This is a genomic window from Nocardia sp. NPDC004278 (assembly GCF_053602975.1).
Genome location: NZ_JBSGEQ010000030.1, coordinates 1 through 16,282 on the forward strand (window position 1 = coordinate 1; position 16,282 = coordinate 16,282).

At 67.8% G+C, this 16,282-nt stretch carries 2 protein-coding genes; both read right to left on the reverse strand.

Features of this window, described 5'->3' with window-relative positions:
• On the reverse strand, positions 1-6,207 hold a 6,207-nt coding region (locus tag ACWEO2_RS33775), incomplete at its 3' end, for an SDR family NAD(P)-dependent oxidoreductase (protein ID WP_452409054.1).
• Positions 6,204-16,265, reverse strand: coding sequence for a type I polyketide synthase (locus ACWEO2_RS33780; RefSeq protein ID WP_452409055.1), 10,062 nt, complete (start codon positions 16,263-16,265; stop codon positions 6,204-6,206). The genes ACWEO2_RS33780 and ACWEO2_RS33775, both read right to left, overlap by 4 nt.
• Between the last annotated feature and the right edge of the window lie 17 nt (positions 16,266-16,282).

A 16,282-nucleotide genomic window follows, 5' to 3' on the forward strand; every position in this document is an offset into this window, starting at 1 on the left:
CAAACCATTCGACGCACCATCCTGATTCACCGCCGAACCAGCAACCACCGCAAGAATCTGATGCCCATTGCGCTGAGCGTCGGACAAACGCTCCAGCACCAGCACACCGGCACCCTCGGACCAGGCGACACCATCGGCGGCATCGGCGAACGACTTACTCCGCCCGTCCGGCGAAAGCCCCCGCTGCCGACTGAACTCGACAAAAACCTCAGGCGTCGCCATCACCGCCACACCACCGGCCAAGGCCAGATCGGATTCGCCCGACCGCAGCGACTGCGCGGCCAGATGCATTGCCACCAGCGACGACGAACACGCGGTATCCACGGTGACCGACGGCCCTTCCAGACCGAGCACATACGAGACTCGACCGGAAGCGATGGATCCCACGTTCGCATTGGCTGGATAGTCGTGATACATCATCCCGGTGAAGACCCCGGTCGGACTGCCACGCAGCACGGTGGGATCCACACCGGCCCGCTCCAACGCCTCCCATGAGGTCTCCAGCAGCAGAAACTGCTGCGGATCCATCATTGCGGCTTCGTTGGGGCTGATACCGAAGAACGCCGGATCGAACTCGCCGGCGGAGTGCAGGAAGCCGCCCTTACGCGTGTAGGAGGTGTGCGGTGTCTCGCCGGTGGGATCGTAGAGACGTCCGAGATCCCAACCTCGATTCACGGGGAATTCCGACGTCGCGTCGGTCCCGTCTACGACCAAATTCCACAGCGCCTCCGGCGAATTGACACCACCCGGGTACCGGCAGGCCATGCCGACGATCGCAATCGGTTCGTCGTCAACAGCTTTGGCGGCAGTGACCGCGATGTCCCGCCCGGTGCCGGTGAGCTCGTCGGCCAGGTAGGTGGCGAGAGTCTGCGGTGTCGGATAGTCGAAGACCACCGCGGCCGAAAGCGACAGGCCAGTAGCGGTTTTGAGTCGGTTGCGCAACTCGACGGCGCCCAGCGAATCGAGGCCGAGGTCCTGGAACGCGCGATCGGGATCGATCGCGGACGCACCGGCATGACCGAGCACGGCCGCGACGTGCGTGCGCACGGTATCGAGCACCACCTGCCGCTGCCGATCGGCGTCCGAACCGGCCAACCGCTGCCGCAGACCCGACACCACCGCCGAAGTCGCCGCCGGGCGCCGGGCCGTCGCCGGCGCCAGCTCCCGCAACAACGGTGGCAGTAGTCCGGCATCGGCTCGGGCGCGGATCGCGGCGGTGTCCACCACGGCGATCACCGCATGTGCCCCGTCCCGTTCGAGTACCGCATCCCATCCGGCCAACGCCTGCTCATCCGACATCGCGAGGAAGCCGCCTCGACTCATTCGGGCCACATCGGTCTCACCCAGATGTCCGGTCATACCGCTCGAGCGTGCCCACATACCCCACGCCAGCGATTGGCCGGCCAGCCCTCGTGCTCGCCGATGCGCCACCAACCCGTCGAGGAAGGTGTTCGCGGCGGCGTAGTTGCCCTGTCCGGGTCCACCGACTGTGCCCGATACCGAGGAGAACACCACGAACGCCGCCAGATCCAGCTCCGCGGTCGCCTCGTGCAGATGCCAGGCAGCGTCCACCTTCGGTGCCAGTACCGCATCCACCCGCTGTGCGGTCAACGACGCAATGACCCCGTCGTCGAGCACACCCGCGGCATGGATCACAGCCGTCAGGGGCCACTGGGCGGGTACTTCGGCCAGCAACCCGGCCACCGCGTCGGCATCGGTGACATCACAGGCCACCACGTGCACCTGTGCACCCAATTGCGCCAACTCGGCGCACAGCGGTGCCACCCCCTCGGCCCGCGGACCGCTGCGGCTCACCAGCAGCAACGACCGCACCCCGTGCTCAGCCACCACATGCCGAGCCACCACCGCGCCCAAACCGCCGGTGCCGCCGGTGATCAGCACCGTTCCGGTGCCGAAGGCGGAAGCATCATCGCCCGGCACGGAGGGCACCGTGGTCGCGGGTCGAGTGAGCCGAGCGGTGTGTGTGACTCCGGCGCGCACGACCACCTGGGGTTCGCCCACGGCCATGACAGCGGCCGCAAGTTGCGCGTCGATGCCGGTGTCCGCATCGACCAAGACGATTCGGCCCGGATCTTCCGTCTGCGCTGTACGCACCAAACCCCACACCGCGGCACCGGCGAGGTCGGTGAGGTCTGCACCGGGCAGCGCGACCGCGCCGCGCGTGGCGATCAACAGGGTGCTGGAGGCGAACCGGTCCTGCTCGAGCCATGCCTGCACCACCTCGAGGATCCGCACGACTTCGGTATGGGTGGCGGTCACCACGTCGGTGCCGGTGTGTCCGTTCCACCCGAACCCGGCCTCGATCACCACCACCGGGGGTATCGGCGACTCGGGATCCAGGTCCCACCACCCCACACCCCCATCTCGAGGTGTTACAGCCACCACCGCGGCCCCGGACGCGGTCGGCGACCACACCAGTTCCAGTACCGGATCGGCCGCGCCTGCGGCAGCCGCGGCGAATTGTCCGAGTGGCATCGGCCGGGTCTGCACCGATCCCGACAACACCGGCTGTCCCTGCGCATCGGCTACCGACACCGACACCGACGATCCGGTCGGGGTCAGACGTACGCGCAGCACCGACGCCTCGGCCGCGTGCAGCGCCACCGATTCCCACGAGAACGGCAGTACGACCTGCCCGGCCGCGACCGTGAACGGTGAATCCGGCTTTCCCGCAATGCTTTCGAGCACGCCGGCCAGCACCCCTGCGTGCAGGGCGGCATCCAGCAGTGCCGGATGGATGCCGAACCCTTCGCCTCGCACCCCGGTGTCCGCATCGACGGCGATCTCGGCGAACACCTCCGCACCGCGTCGCCACAGCGCCCGCACACCCTGGAACGCCGGACCGAAGTCGTAACCACGCGCCAGCAGCTCCGGGTACGCGGCAGCAACATCGATACCACTCGACTCGGCCGGCGGCCATGCGACCGGCTCGGGTTCGGTCATGTCGTCGCGGGTGGTCAGCAGGCCCCACGCGTTCAGTACCCACTGTTCGTCGCGGTCGTGTTCAGCGCGGGAGTAGATCGATATCGGCCGCTGCGGGGACTCATGTTCGGGCCCGCCGACGACGACGTGGATCTGCACACCGCCCGCCGCGGGCAGCAGCAGTGGCGCCTGCAGCGTCAATTCCTCGATCACCGGGCACCCGGTCACGGCGCCGGCACGCAACGCCAACTCCACAAACCCGGTGCCCGGCAACAACACCGACCCGGCCACCGCATGGTCGGCCAGCCAGGGCTGTGTCGCTACCGACAATCGGCCGGTCAACAGCACGCCACCGGACTCGGGCACCGACACCACCGCGCCAAGCAGCGGATGCTCCACCGCACCCAAACCCACGGATTCGACACCGGCCCTGCCGGCAGCGGGCGCCAGCCAGTAGCGACGGCGCTGGAAAGCGTAGGTGGGCAACGACACTCGCGAGACCGAGCGGCCGGCGAAGAACGCCCGCCAGTCGACATCGACACCGACCGTGTACGCGTGCGCCAAGCACTGCACGAACTGCTCGACCTCGGCGCGCCCGCGACGTGCTCCGGCGACCACCAACGACTGCGCTTCGATATCTTCCGGCAGGCATTGCCGGGTCATGGCCGTGAGCACCGCATCCGGACCGATTTCCAGGAATCGACGCACGCCCGAGGCCACGAGGGTGTCCACGCCCCGAGCGAACTGAACGGTCGCCCGCACCTGCTGCACCCAGTAAGCGGGTTCCAGCACTTCATCGCCGGCGATCCGGCCGGAGAGATTCGATACCAGTGGAGTCTGCGGGCGATGGTAGGTCACATCCCGTGCGACAGACTCGAACTCGGCCAGCATCGCATCCATCCGGTGCGAGTGGAACGCATGCGACACCGTCAACCGCGATGTCTTCCGCCCACGGTCGGCAAACCTCTGCTCGAGTGCCGTCACCGCGTCCTCGTCACCGGAAACCACCACGGCTCCAGGTGAATTCACCGCGGCGATGGACACTCGGTGCGCATCGTCGACGAGCGCCTCGGATACCTCGCGCTCGTTCGCTGCGATGGCCAGCATCGCGCCGCCTTCCGGCAGCTGCCCCATGAGGCGACCACGCGCCGCGACCAGCCGGCACGCGTCCGGTAGCGACCACACCCCGGCGATATACGCGGCGGCCAGCTCACCGATCGAATGTCCGGCCAGGACATCAGGTGTCACACCGAACGAGTTCAAGAGTCGGCACAGCGCGACTTCGTACGCGAACAGCGCGGGTTGGGTGAACTCGGTCCGATTCAGCACACTGGCATCGGCATGGTCAGGACCACCATCGACCAGCTGACCGGTGAACATCAACTGCCTGAGCGAACCGCCCAGCAGTGGATCGAACTGCGCACAGATCTCATCCAATGCGGAAGCGAACACCGGGAACGCCTCGTACAGTTCACGCCCCATCCCGACCCGCTGCGCGCCCTGCCCAGTGCACAGGAAGGCTGCCTTACGCGGCACCGCCTGCCCCGCCGTCACGCCACCGGCGGAGCTCGCCGATCCGTGTTCGGCCAGCGCGCTCAGTCCGGCGAGCATCGTATCCCGGTTGTCGCCCACCACCGTGCCCCGCCAGTCCAGCTGGGCGCGGCTCGTCAACAGTGAATAGCCGATATCGTCGACTGTCAGATCGGGGTGTTCGGTCACCCACTGCAGCAATTTGGCCGCCTGCGCACGCAGGCCTTCCTCGGTTTTCGCCGATACCAGCCAGAGGGAGACACCGGAGGTCACGGCCTTCGCACCACCATCGGCGGCATCGCCCTCCGGTTCGGCAGGGGCCGCCGCCAGAGCGGGAGCCTCTTCCAGAATCAGGTGAGCGTTGGTACCGCTGGCGCCGAAAGAGGACACGCCGGCGCGACGCACCCGCTCTCCTGCCGGCCACGGCTCTGCCGTGGTGAGTAGCCGCACCGATCCTGCCGACCAGTCCACATGCGGGGTCGGAGCATCGACATGCAGTGTTGCGGGCAGCATTTCGTGTCGCAATGCCTGCACCATCTTGATCACACCGCCGATGCCGGCTGCGGCGGAGGTGTGTCCGATATTCGACTTGAGCGAACCGATACGCAGCGGATCTCCGCTGCGATTGCGACCGTAGGCGGCGATCAGCGCCTGCGCCTCGATCGGGTCTCCGAGGGGAGTGCCGGTGCCGTGTGCTTCGACCACATCGATGTCGGCGGGCGTCAGACCGGCGTTGGCGAGGGCCTGCGCAACCACCTTTTCCTGCGAGGGACCGTTCGGTGCGGTCAGCCGGTTGCTGGCGCCGTCCTGGTTGACCGCGCTGCCGCGGATGACCGCGAGGACGTGGTGGCCATGACGGCGTGCATCCGATAGCCGCTCAACCACCAGCATGCCGAGGCCCTCGGAGATTCCCGTCCCGTCCGCCGCTGCCGCGAATGCCTTACACCGTGCATCCGAGGACAGCGCACGCTGCCGAGCGAAGGCGAGCAGCTGGGTGGGGTCGGACATCACGGTGACCCCACCAACCAGGACGAGCGAGCTCTCGCCCTGACGCAGCGACTGACAAGCAAGGTGCAGGGCGACCAACGACGATGAGCACGCGGTATCGACCGAGATTGCCGGACCTTTGAAACCGAAGGTGAAGGCGACACGCCCCGAGAGGATGCTGGTGGTAACCCCAAGGTAGGCATGGCCTTCCGCCTCGGCGGTCAGGCCCGGCGAACCCACGCGGGGGCCGTAGTCCTGGTGGATCACGCCAGCGAACACACCGGTATCGCTGCCGCGCAGCGACACCGGATCGATACCGGCGTCCTCCAATGCCTCCCATGCTGCTTCCAGGAACAGGCGCTGCTGCGGATCCATTGCCATCGCCGCGCGCGGACCGATTCCGAAGAATCCCGCATCGAAATCGGCTACTGCATCCAGGAATCCACCTTGCCGGGTGTAGACAGTCCCCGGCGTATCGGGGTCGGTGTCGAACAGGCGCTCGAGGTCCCAGCCTCGGTCGGTCGGGAAGGGACCGATGGCGTCGGTACCGGAAGCGACCAGCTCCCACAGCTGCGCCGGAGTTTCGACATGGCCCGGATATCGGCAGCTCATGCCGACGATCGCGATCGGTTCGTTGGCACGCTCTTGCAGCTGGTGGATGTGCTTATTGGCCGCGCGGAGATCTCCGGTGACCTTCCGCAGGTACCGACTGAGCCGTTCCTCGTTGCTGGTGCTCGGATTGCTCATGCTGGGCCAAACTCCTCGTCGATCAGATCCAAGAGCTCACTGTCGGAATGGGATTCGAGATCGTCGTACGCACCGTCCGCCCACTTGCCGGTCAGGTAGGTGCGCAGGCGCTCGTTGACACCCCGCAATCCGGCGACGGTCTCGTCGCTATCGCTGCCGCTGGCGATAATCCGCTCGAGCAGGGCCTCGAGCCGCGCGATGTCGTCGGGCACCGCAGACGACAGGTGCGCGGGCGTCGTAACCACGGTCTGCGCCAGCAGGTAGTCGGCGACATCTCCCGCGGTGGGGTAGTCGAATACCAGGGTCGAGGGCAGCGACAGCCCCGTCACCTTCGAAAGCCGGTTGCGGAACTCGATTCCCCCCAGGGAGTCGAAGCCGAGTTCGCTGAAGCCGCGTTCCGGTCCGATGTCGTCGGCCGACTCGTAACCGCGCACCGCCGCCACGTGTTGCCGCACCAGGTCCAGGACGACGCCACGTCGCTTCGCCTCCGCCACACCGTGCAAACGCTGCCCGAGTGAAGGTTCAGCGCTCGATGTCGTGGCCGACCGGCCGTGCGCGCGAGCGAACCCGCGCAGCACTGCCGGTACCTGACCGGTATGCGCTTCCAGGCGCAGTGTGTCGGTATCCAGCTGCAACAACGCCGCCACCGGTGCGGCCGTGGTCAGCGATTCATCGAACAACCGCAGGCCGTCGGTGCGCTCCAGCGGGGCCAGTCCCAGTCGCGCCAACCGGTTCATGGCGTTGCGATCCAGCGCGCCGGTCATGCCGATGTCCTGCTGCCACGGACCCCAGGCGAGTGAGAGTGCCGGTAGTCCTTCGGCGCGGCGTTGTACAGCGAGGGCGTCCAGGAAGCTGTTCGCGGCAGCGTAATTCGCTTGCCCCGCTGAACCGATCATGCCGGCAATCGACGAGAACATCACGAACGCAGACAGATTCATATCGCGAGTGAGTTCGTGCAGATTCCACGCCGCATCGGCTTTGGGAGCGAATACCCGATCGATCTGGTCGCTGGTGAGCGTGCGGAACGTGCCATCGTCGAGCACACCCGCGGTGTGCACGACACCGGTGAGTGGGTGCTCCGCGGGAATGCCCGACAGCAGATCCCGAAGCGCGTCGCGGTCGGTGACATCGCAGGCGGCGACCCGCGCCTCGGCGCCGAGTCGGGACAGCTCCGCCGCGAGTTCGGCCGCGCCGTCCGCACGCTCGCCACGGCGAGATACCAGCAGCAGTCGTCGCACACCGTGCGCGGTGACCAAGTGCTGGGCCACCAGCGCGCCCAATCCCCCGGTCCCGCCGGTGATCAGCACCGTCCCGGACCCGAACGATACGTTCTCGGCCGCCGCGGTCGTTTCCGCCTCGAGCCGCGGTACCAGGATGCGATCGTCTCGCACTGCCACCTGCGGCTCTCCGGACGCGATCGCCACTCGGATCTGTTCGGCCGAAATATGCTGCGCACCACCGGATTCGTCGCCGTCCAGCAGCACGATCCGCTCCGGATATTCGGCCTGAGCGCTACCCAGCAGCCCCCATACCGCGGCCGATGCGGTATCCGGCGCCGCATCGGCCAGGGCTGCCGCACCTCTGGTCACCACTACCAGCCGAGACCGTGCGAATCGCTCGTCGGCCAGCCAGCCTCGCACCAGGTGCAGGGCGGCATTCACCCGATCACGCGCGGATGGCTGCGACCCCTCGTGCAGCGCAGCGGCTTCGGGCCAGATGACGACATCCGGGACGGTCGGAGCCGAAGCGAGCGTCGCCAAATCCGGATACCGCTCGTCGACTCCGGCCACTTGCGCGCCGCCCAGCACGGCTGCGCTCCCGGTCGGGGTGAGCCCGTCGGGCATCCCGACCGCCGCCCAGCGCACCCCATACCGCGCCGCCCGTCCACCCGCCGGATCGGCGCGGTCGGCCACTCGCACCACGTCGGTGAGCAGCGGGTGTTCCGACGCATTGCGGGGCTCTCCGAGGCCGGGTTCGAGCCAGTACCGCCGATGTTCGAAGGCATAGGTGGGCAAGGCAACTCGTGACATCCGGTCGGGGAACAGCCCAGCCCAGTCGACAGCCACCCCGGCGGTGTGCGCCTGGCCGAGCATCGTGAGGAACTGCTCGACCTCGTCGTGATCCCGGCGGGCCGCCGCGGCGACCACGGATCGAGCCTCGACATCCTCGGGAAGCGTGTGCCGCGTCATCGCCGCGAGCACCGCGTCGGGTCCGACTTCGAGGAACCGGCGCACGCCCGACGCCACCAACGTCTCGACACCGGGCGCGAAACGCACCGCGGCGCGCACCTGCGATACCCAGTACCCCGGATCCAGGATCTCGTCACCGGCGATCCGGCCGGAGACGTTGGACACCAATGGAATCCGTGGGGCGTTGTGGGTTACTCCCGCCGCTGCGGTCTCGAACTCGGCCAGCATCGGCTCCATCCGGTGGGAATGGAACGCATGCGACACCCGCAACCGGCTCGTCTTGCGCCCCCGCCCGGTGAACTGCCGATCGATCTCGTCGACGGCGTCCTCGTCACCCGAGACCACCACGGCCGCAGGCGCATTCACCGCTGCCACCGACACCCGATCACCGAATCCGGCGATCGCCGCGCCGACTTCGGCCTCGGATGCGGCGATCGCGAGCATCGCGCCACCCTCCGGCAGCGCCGCCATCAGCCGTCCGCGTGCCGCGACCAGCTCGCAGGCGTCTTCCAGTGACCACACACCGGCTACATACGCCGCCGCCAGTTCACCGATCGAATGCCCGATCAACACATCCGGGACAACTCCGAACGACTCCAGCAGCCGATACAGCGCCACTTCGAACGCGAACAGCGCGGGCTGGGTCAATCGTGTCCGATCCAGCATCCCGGTGTCCGTGGCGACTCCCTGATCGTCGATCAGGTGTCCGGTGAACATCGCTTGCTTCAGGGCAAACCCGAGCAGCGGATCGAATCGGGCACACACCTCGTCCAGCGCCGCGGCGAATACCGGGAAGGCAGCGCAGAGACCCGCGCCCATACCGACCCGCTGCGCGCCCTGACCGGTGAACAGCAAGGCGGTCTTCCCCGAGCCCACCGTGCCGGAAACCACTCCGGCCGAGGAAGATCCGGCGACGAGCGTCGCCAGCCGCGCCAGCAGTTCGTCGCGATCACCGCCCAGGACCGCCGCCCGAGACTCGTGCTGCGCACGTGTCGTCGCGAGCGAATATGCCACCTCCGCCGGATCGGCGTCGGGGTGATCGACCAGCCACTGCCGCAGTTTCGCGGCCTGTGCCCGCAGGGCGGTCTCATTCTTGGCCGACACCAGCCAGGGCACCACCTTGCTCGGGCGGTCGGCAGCCGGGGCCGAGACGACCGACTGGGCGGGCGCTTCCTCGAGGATCGCGTGCGCGTTGGTGCCGCTGACACCGAACGACGACACACCGGCCCGACGGACCCGTCCGCCGGTCGGCCACGGCTGCGCCTCGGTCAACAGCTGGACATCGCCCGCGGACCAGTCCACATGTGGGCTCGGCTCGTCCGCATGCAGTGTCTTCGGCAGGGTTTCGTAGCGCAGCGCTTGCACCATCTTGATGACCCCGCCGACACCTGCCGCGGCCACGGTGTGGCCGATATTCGACTTGATCGATCCGATCCGCAGCGGCTGTTCCGCACGGTCGCGCCCATACGCCGCGATCAGCGCCTGGGCTTCGATCGGATCACCCAACGTCGTCCCGGTACCGTGCGCCTCCACCGCGTCGATATCCGACGGCTCGAGCCCGGCATTCGCCAACGCCGCCGCGATCACCCGCTCCTGTGACGGACCATTCGGCGCGGTCAAGCCGTTACTCGCGCCGTCTTGGTTCACCGCCGTTCCGCGCACGAGGGCCAGGACGTTGTGCCCCAGCCGTCGGGCGTCGGCGAGCCGCTCGAGCACCAGCACACCGACGCCCTCGGCGAAGCCGACGCCATCGGCCGCCGCGGAGAACGCCTTGCACCGTCCATCGGGCGAGAGACCGCGCTGCCGCGCGAAATCGACGTAGAGGTAAGGACTGGCCGCGACCGTCACACCACTGGCCAGCGCCAGCGAGCTCTCCCCTTGGCGCAGCGCCTGGCAAGCCAGATGCAGCGAGACCAGCGACGACGAGCATGCGGTGTCCACGGTGACCGCCGGGCCTTCGAGACCGAGGACGTAGGCAACCCGTCCGGAAACGACGCTGCTCGTGGTGCCGGTGAGCCGGTAGCCCTCCAGGTCACCGGCCACCCGATCGATGTAGCCCGTATAGCCCGCTCCGGCGTACACCCCGGTGTCGCTGCCCCGCAACGACGTCGGATCGATGCCCGCGTCCTCCAGAGCTTCCCAGGACACCTCCAACAGCAGACGCTGCTGCGGATCCATCGCGGATGCCTCCCGTGGACCGATTCCGAAGAATCCCGGGTCGAAATCGCCTGCGTTGTAGAGGAATCCGCCGCGTCGGGTGTAGACGGTACCGGGCTTGTCCGGATTCGCGTCGAACAGCCGCTCCAGATCCCAGCCCCGATCCGATGGGAAATCGCCGGTCGCGTCGGTTCCGGAAGCAACGAGATCCCACAGCTGGTCCGGTGATTCGACCCCGCCGGGGAACCGGCAGGCCATGCCAACGATCGCAATCGGCTCGTCCGCCCGGACTCGGCGGACAACCTTCTTGGCGGGTTCGCCCACTGTCGGCTCGACGCGGGATTGCACCAGCTTCGACACCGCCGCCGGGGTCGGATGATCGAATACCAGCGTCGATGGCAACTGCAGGCCGGTGGCCTTGCCGAGCCGGTTCCGGAACTCCACGCCACCCAGCGAATCGAAACCGATCTCGTCGAAGCGCTGGTCGGGCCGGATGTCTGCGGCCGAATCATGGCCGAGCACTGCCGCTGCCGCGGTGAGCACGACCTCCAGCACTACCTCGCTACGCCGAGCTTGCGGCACACCCGCCAACCGGGCGGCCAGCGAGCCCGCCGCCGCGGCGACCGGCGCCGGTCGCGTCTGGCTCGAACGCCGCACGAATCCGCGCAGCACCGCCGGAACCACATCGACATCGGATGCGCGACGCAAGACACTCGCGTCGAACCGGATCGGAGCCAGACACGCATCCGAGTGAGCCAGCGCATCGTCGAAAAGACTTGCCCCTTCGGCACTTTCGAGCGGACTCAGACCCAAGCGATCCCACCGCGCGAGGGCGGCGCGGTCCAGGCCGCCGGTCATACCGCTGCCCTGGTTCCACGGTCCCCACGCCAGCGATGTGGCGGCCAGCCCGGCGGCCCGCCGCCGTTGCGCCAGCGCGTCCAGGAAGCCGTTCGCCGCGGCGTAGTTGCCCTGTCCCGACGAGCCGAGCACCATCGCGATCGACGAGAACAGCACGAACGCAGACAGATTCAGGCCACGAGTCAGCTCGTCCAGATGCCAGGCCCCGTCGACCTTCGGCGCCAGCACCCGGTCCACCTGCTCGGCGGTCAGCGATTCGATGGTGCCGTCGTCCAGGATTCCCGCGGTGTGCACGACAGCGGTCAGTGCGGCGTCGGAATCGATTGTCTCCAGGAGGTCGCGCACCGCGACGCGGTCGGCGACGTCGCACGCGACGGCCCGGACCTCGGCCCCGGCCTGCGCCAATTCGGCGACCAGCTCGGCGGCGCCGGGCGCGTCAGGCCCCCGGCGCGAGGTCAATACGAGACTGCGCACACCGTGTTCGGCAACGAGATGGCGGGCGAACAACGCACCCAGTCCACCCGTTCCGCCTGTGATCAGCACGGTCCCATCTCCGAACGACGCCCGCAGCCCCGGATTCTCGGAAGCGGACGCGCGCACCATCCGGGGAACCAGAAGCTGCGCACCACGGACCGCGATCTGCGGCTCGCCCGACCGCAGGGCCGCCGCGATGCGGTCGGCATCCAGTGGCCGGTCCGGATCCTCGTCGACGAGGACGAACCGTTCCGGATGCTCCGACTGCGCGCTGCGCACCAGTCCCCACACCGCCGCCGCGGCCGGATCGGGAGTCTCATCGGGCAGGCCGACGGCGCCCGTCGTCACCACGACCACTCGGACATCGGACAGGCGTTGCTCGCCGAGCAGGGACTGCACCGTCGCCAACGCGCCGTGCACGCGAGCCCGCACTGATCCCGGCCCATCGACGGCCGAACCTGCTGCGAGCGGCTCGGTCGCTCGCCACACCACTACACCGGGAATACGCTCGGCCGCAACGACATCGGCGATCGACGCGTATTCCGTGTCGATCCCCGCCACCGTCGCGTCCCCGAGCATCGCCAGGGACGGTCGGCCGTCTCTCGCACCCGACTCCGCGGTGGGCTCCCAGCGCACCCGGTACAGGCCCGCCTCGGCACCGCCGAGACCGCTCCGGAATTCCTGCACGTCATATGGACGCATCACCACCGCGTCGATCGATACGATCGGATTGCCGTCCGGATCGACAGTCGCGACCGACACGGTCTCGGATCCGGTCGCGACCGCGATGACCCGAAGCGACGTAACCTCGGCCGGCCACTGCCCGCCATCCGTTGCCGACCTGTGGAAACGGGCACCACCCCACCGGAACAGCAACCTGCCGGTATCGGGATCGGAATCCGCATCGCGCCACAGCAATCCGGAGAACCCCGCGTGCATGACCAGATCCAGCAGCGCGGGGTGCAGGTCGTGCCGTCCCGGCTGCGGCGCCGCATCGGTGTCCAGCACGATCTCGGAGAAGACCGTGTCATCGCGTTGCCACGCGGCACGCACACCGACGAACGCCGGACCGTATTCGAGCCCGGTGAGCTTCGCGATCCGCTCCGGAATCCGCACGCTGTCCACAACCTCGGCATCGACCGGCGGCCACTGCTCCTCCCGCAGCCGCGACAGCAACGCCGAGTCACCCGACCACCCCCCCTCGAGGAGCTCCGCGCTGTTACGCTGCGGCCCGAACGCACCGGTGGCGTTATGGATCCATTCGGCATCGGAGGACTTGCGGAAATAGAAATCGAACGGACGCCGCCCGGACTCGTCCGCCGCCCGCACCAGCACCTGTAACTCGACCTCGTCGTCCGCGGTCGGCAGAATCGGCGCCTGCAACGTGAGCTCTTCCACCGCGCCACAACCGATCCGACGACCCGCGACGAGGAGGAACTCGATGAACGTCGCGCTCGGCACAACCACCACGCCGTAGGTCAGGTGGTCGGCGATCCACGGATGAGTCCGCAATGAGAACCGGCCGGTCAACAACCATTCGTCGGTACCCGCCAACCCGACCACACCGGTCAGGATCGGATGATCCGTCGGCGACGGCGATGCGTCGACGGCACCGGACAACCAGAACCGGCGGTGTTGGAAGGCATAGGTAGGCAACGGAATCCGACGTGCCGCACGACCCGCGAACCACGAACGCCAATCCACCCGCGCACCCGCGACATGAACTTGCGCCAGCGAAGTGGCGAACTGCTCCACCTCATCGACCGACCGCCGCGCAGCCGCCGTCACCGACGACACCGACTCGACCTCGGGGTTCTCGGCCAGACAGCCACGCGTCATTGCCGCCAGCACCGCATCGGGCCCAACCTCGACAAACCATCGCACACCCGCCGCGACCAGAGTGTCCACACCCGATGCGAACCGCACACAACCCCGCAGCTGCCGCACCCAATACTCCGGGTCGGTCACCGCATCCCCGGCAAGTTCACCGGACACGTTCGACACGATCGGCACCCGCGGCGACCGATACCCCACGCTTTCGGCCACCGCACGAAACTCGGCCAGCATCGGATCCATCCGCGCCGAATGAAACGCATGACCGACCCGCAACCGATTCGTCTGCACACCCTCGGCGGACAACCGCCGCTCGACCTCATCGATCGCCTCGTCATCCCCGGACAGCACCGTCGACGACGGACCGTTCACCGCCGCGATCGACACCCGGTCGGCGAACTCGGCGACGATATCGACAGCTCCTCCTTCGCCGATCGCCACCGCGAGCATTGCGCCGCCCGCCGGCAAGGCACCCATCAACCGGCCCCGAGCCGCCACCAGCGAGCAGGCGTCCGAGAGCGACCACACCCCGGCCACATGCGCCGCCACCAGCTCGCCGATCGAATGCCCGATCAGCAGATCCGGTGTCACACCGAATGATTCGAACAACCGGAACAACGCCACCTCGAACGCGAACAATGCCGGCTGGGTGAATTCGGTCCGATCCAGCACACCCTCGGCATCGGCGAACATCAGGTCCTGCAGCGGCCGACCCAACAATGGATCGAACTCCGCACACACCTCGTCCAACGCAGCCGCGAACACCGGGAACGCCCGATATAGGCCCGCTCCCATACCAACCCGCTGCGCGCCCTGACCCGTGAACAGCAACGCCGTCCTATCGGAACCAGCTTTCCCCTCGATCGTGCCGTGCGAACCGGCGACCATATCCGCCAGTCCGGCCAGCAGTTCGTCCCGGTCACGCCCCACGACCGCGCCACGCCGGTCCAACTGTGCCCGCGATGTTGCCAGGGAATACGCCACATCCCGCACATCGACGTCGGGATCGTCGATCAACCACTGCCGCAGTCGATCCGCCTGGGCACGCAGGGCCTCGTCGGACTTGGCCGATATCAGCAACGGAACAACATCGGCCACAATGGGTTTCGCGGCCAGTGCCGGTTCGCCTTCAGCTGCGGACCCAGCGGTGGCCGGATGGGCGGGCGCTTCCTCGAGTATGAGGTGGGCGTTGGTACCACTGACTCCGAACGACGACACCCCGGCTCGCCGGATCCGGTCTCCCGACGGCCACGGCTCGCTGTCCTGTAGGAGCCGCACCGTACCCGCGGACCAATCCACATGCGGGGTCGGCGCATCCACGTGCAACGTCTTCGGCAACACGCCGTAGCGCATGGCCTGAACCATCTTGATCACGCCGCCGACCCCCGCGGCAGCCGAGGTGTGACCGATATTCGACTTCAACGACCCCAGACGCAACGGCGCGCTCTCGCGCCGCGCGCCATACGCGCTGATCAATGCCCGCGCCTCGATCGGATCCCCGAGCATGGTGCCGGTACCGTGCGCCTCGACCGCGTCGATATCCGACGGGGCCAGGCCGGCGTTCGCCAACGCGGCCGCGATCACTCGTTCCTGCGACAGACCATTCGGCGCGGTCAAGCCGTTGCTCGCACCATCCTGATTGACCGCACTACCACGCACCACCGCCAGCACGGTGTGACCGAGCCGGTGTGCGTCCGACAACCGCTCCAACACCAATACGCCGAGCCCCTCGGAGAAACCGGTCCCGTCGGCAGCCGCCGCGAAGGCCTTACAGCGCGCATCGGGCGACAAGGCACGCTGACGCGCAAAGGCGATCAGCAAAGACGGATCCGACATCACGGTCACCCCACCCGCCACCGCCAGCGAGGTATCGCCCTGCCGCAGCGCCTGGCACGCCAGATGCAACGCCACCAGCGACGACGAACATGCGGTATCGACCGATATGGCCGGGCCTTTGAAACCGAACGTGTACGCGATCCGACCGGACAGCACAGCATTCGAAACACCCAGGTAGGCATGGCCTTCGGTCTCGGCGGTGATATTGGGCGAGCCGATGCGGGGACCGTAATTCTGATGGACGACTCCGGCGAAGACGCCGGTGTCGCTGCCGCGCAACGACACCGGGTCGATACCCGCATCCTCCAACGCCTCCCAGGACGCCTCCAACATCAGGCGCTGCTGCGGATCCATCGCCGCGGCCTCACGCGGGCCGATTCCGAAGAAGGCCGCGTCGAACTCGCCGATGGAGTCGAGGAACCCACCGTCACGGGTGTAAATGCCGCCCGGCACATCGGGATCCGGGTTGAACAGCCGTTCCAGGTCCCACCCTCGATCGGTCGGGTAGTCCCCGATGGCATCCACACCGTCCGAGGCCATGCGCCACAGATCCGCGGCGGAGCGCACACCACCGGGATACCGGCAAGCCATACCGACGATCGCGATCGGTTCCCGCGACCGTTCGGTGAGCACGCGCAGTTGCTGTTTGGTCTCGTAGAGCTCCTTCGCGGTCTTCTTCAGATACCGGCGCAGCTCGTCATTGTCGGCCATCGGTGGAACTCCAGATC

What these genes read in the sequence shown, in the direction of transcription:
- ACWEO2_RS33780 (WP_452409055.1), bottom strand. Translation starts at nt 16,265, where the DNA reads ATGGCCGACAATGACGAGCTGCGCCGGTATCTGAAGAAGACCGCGAAG.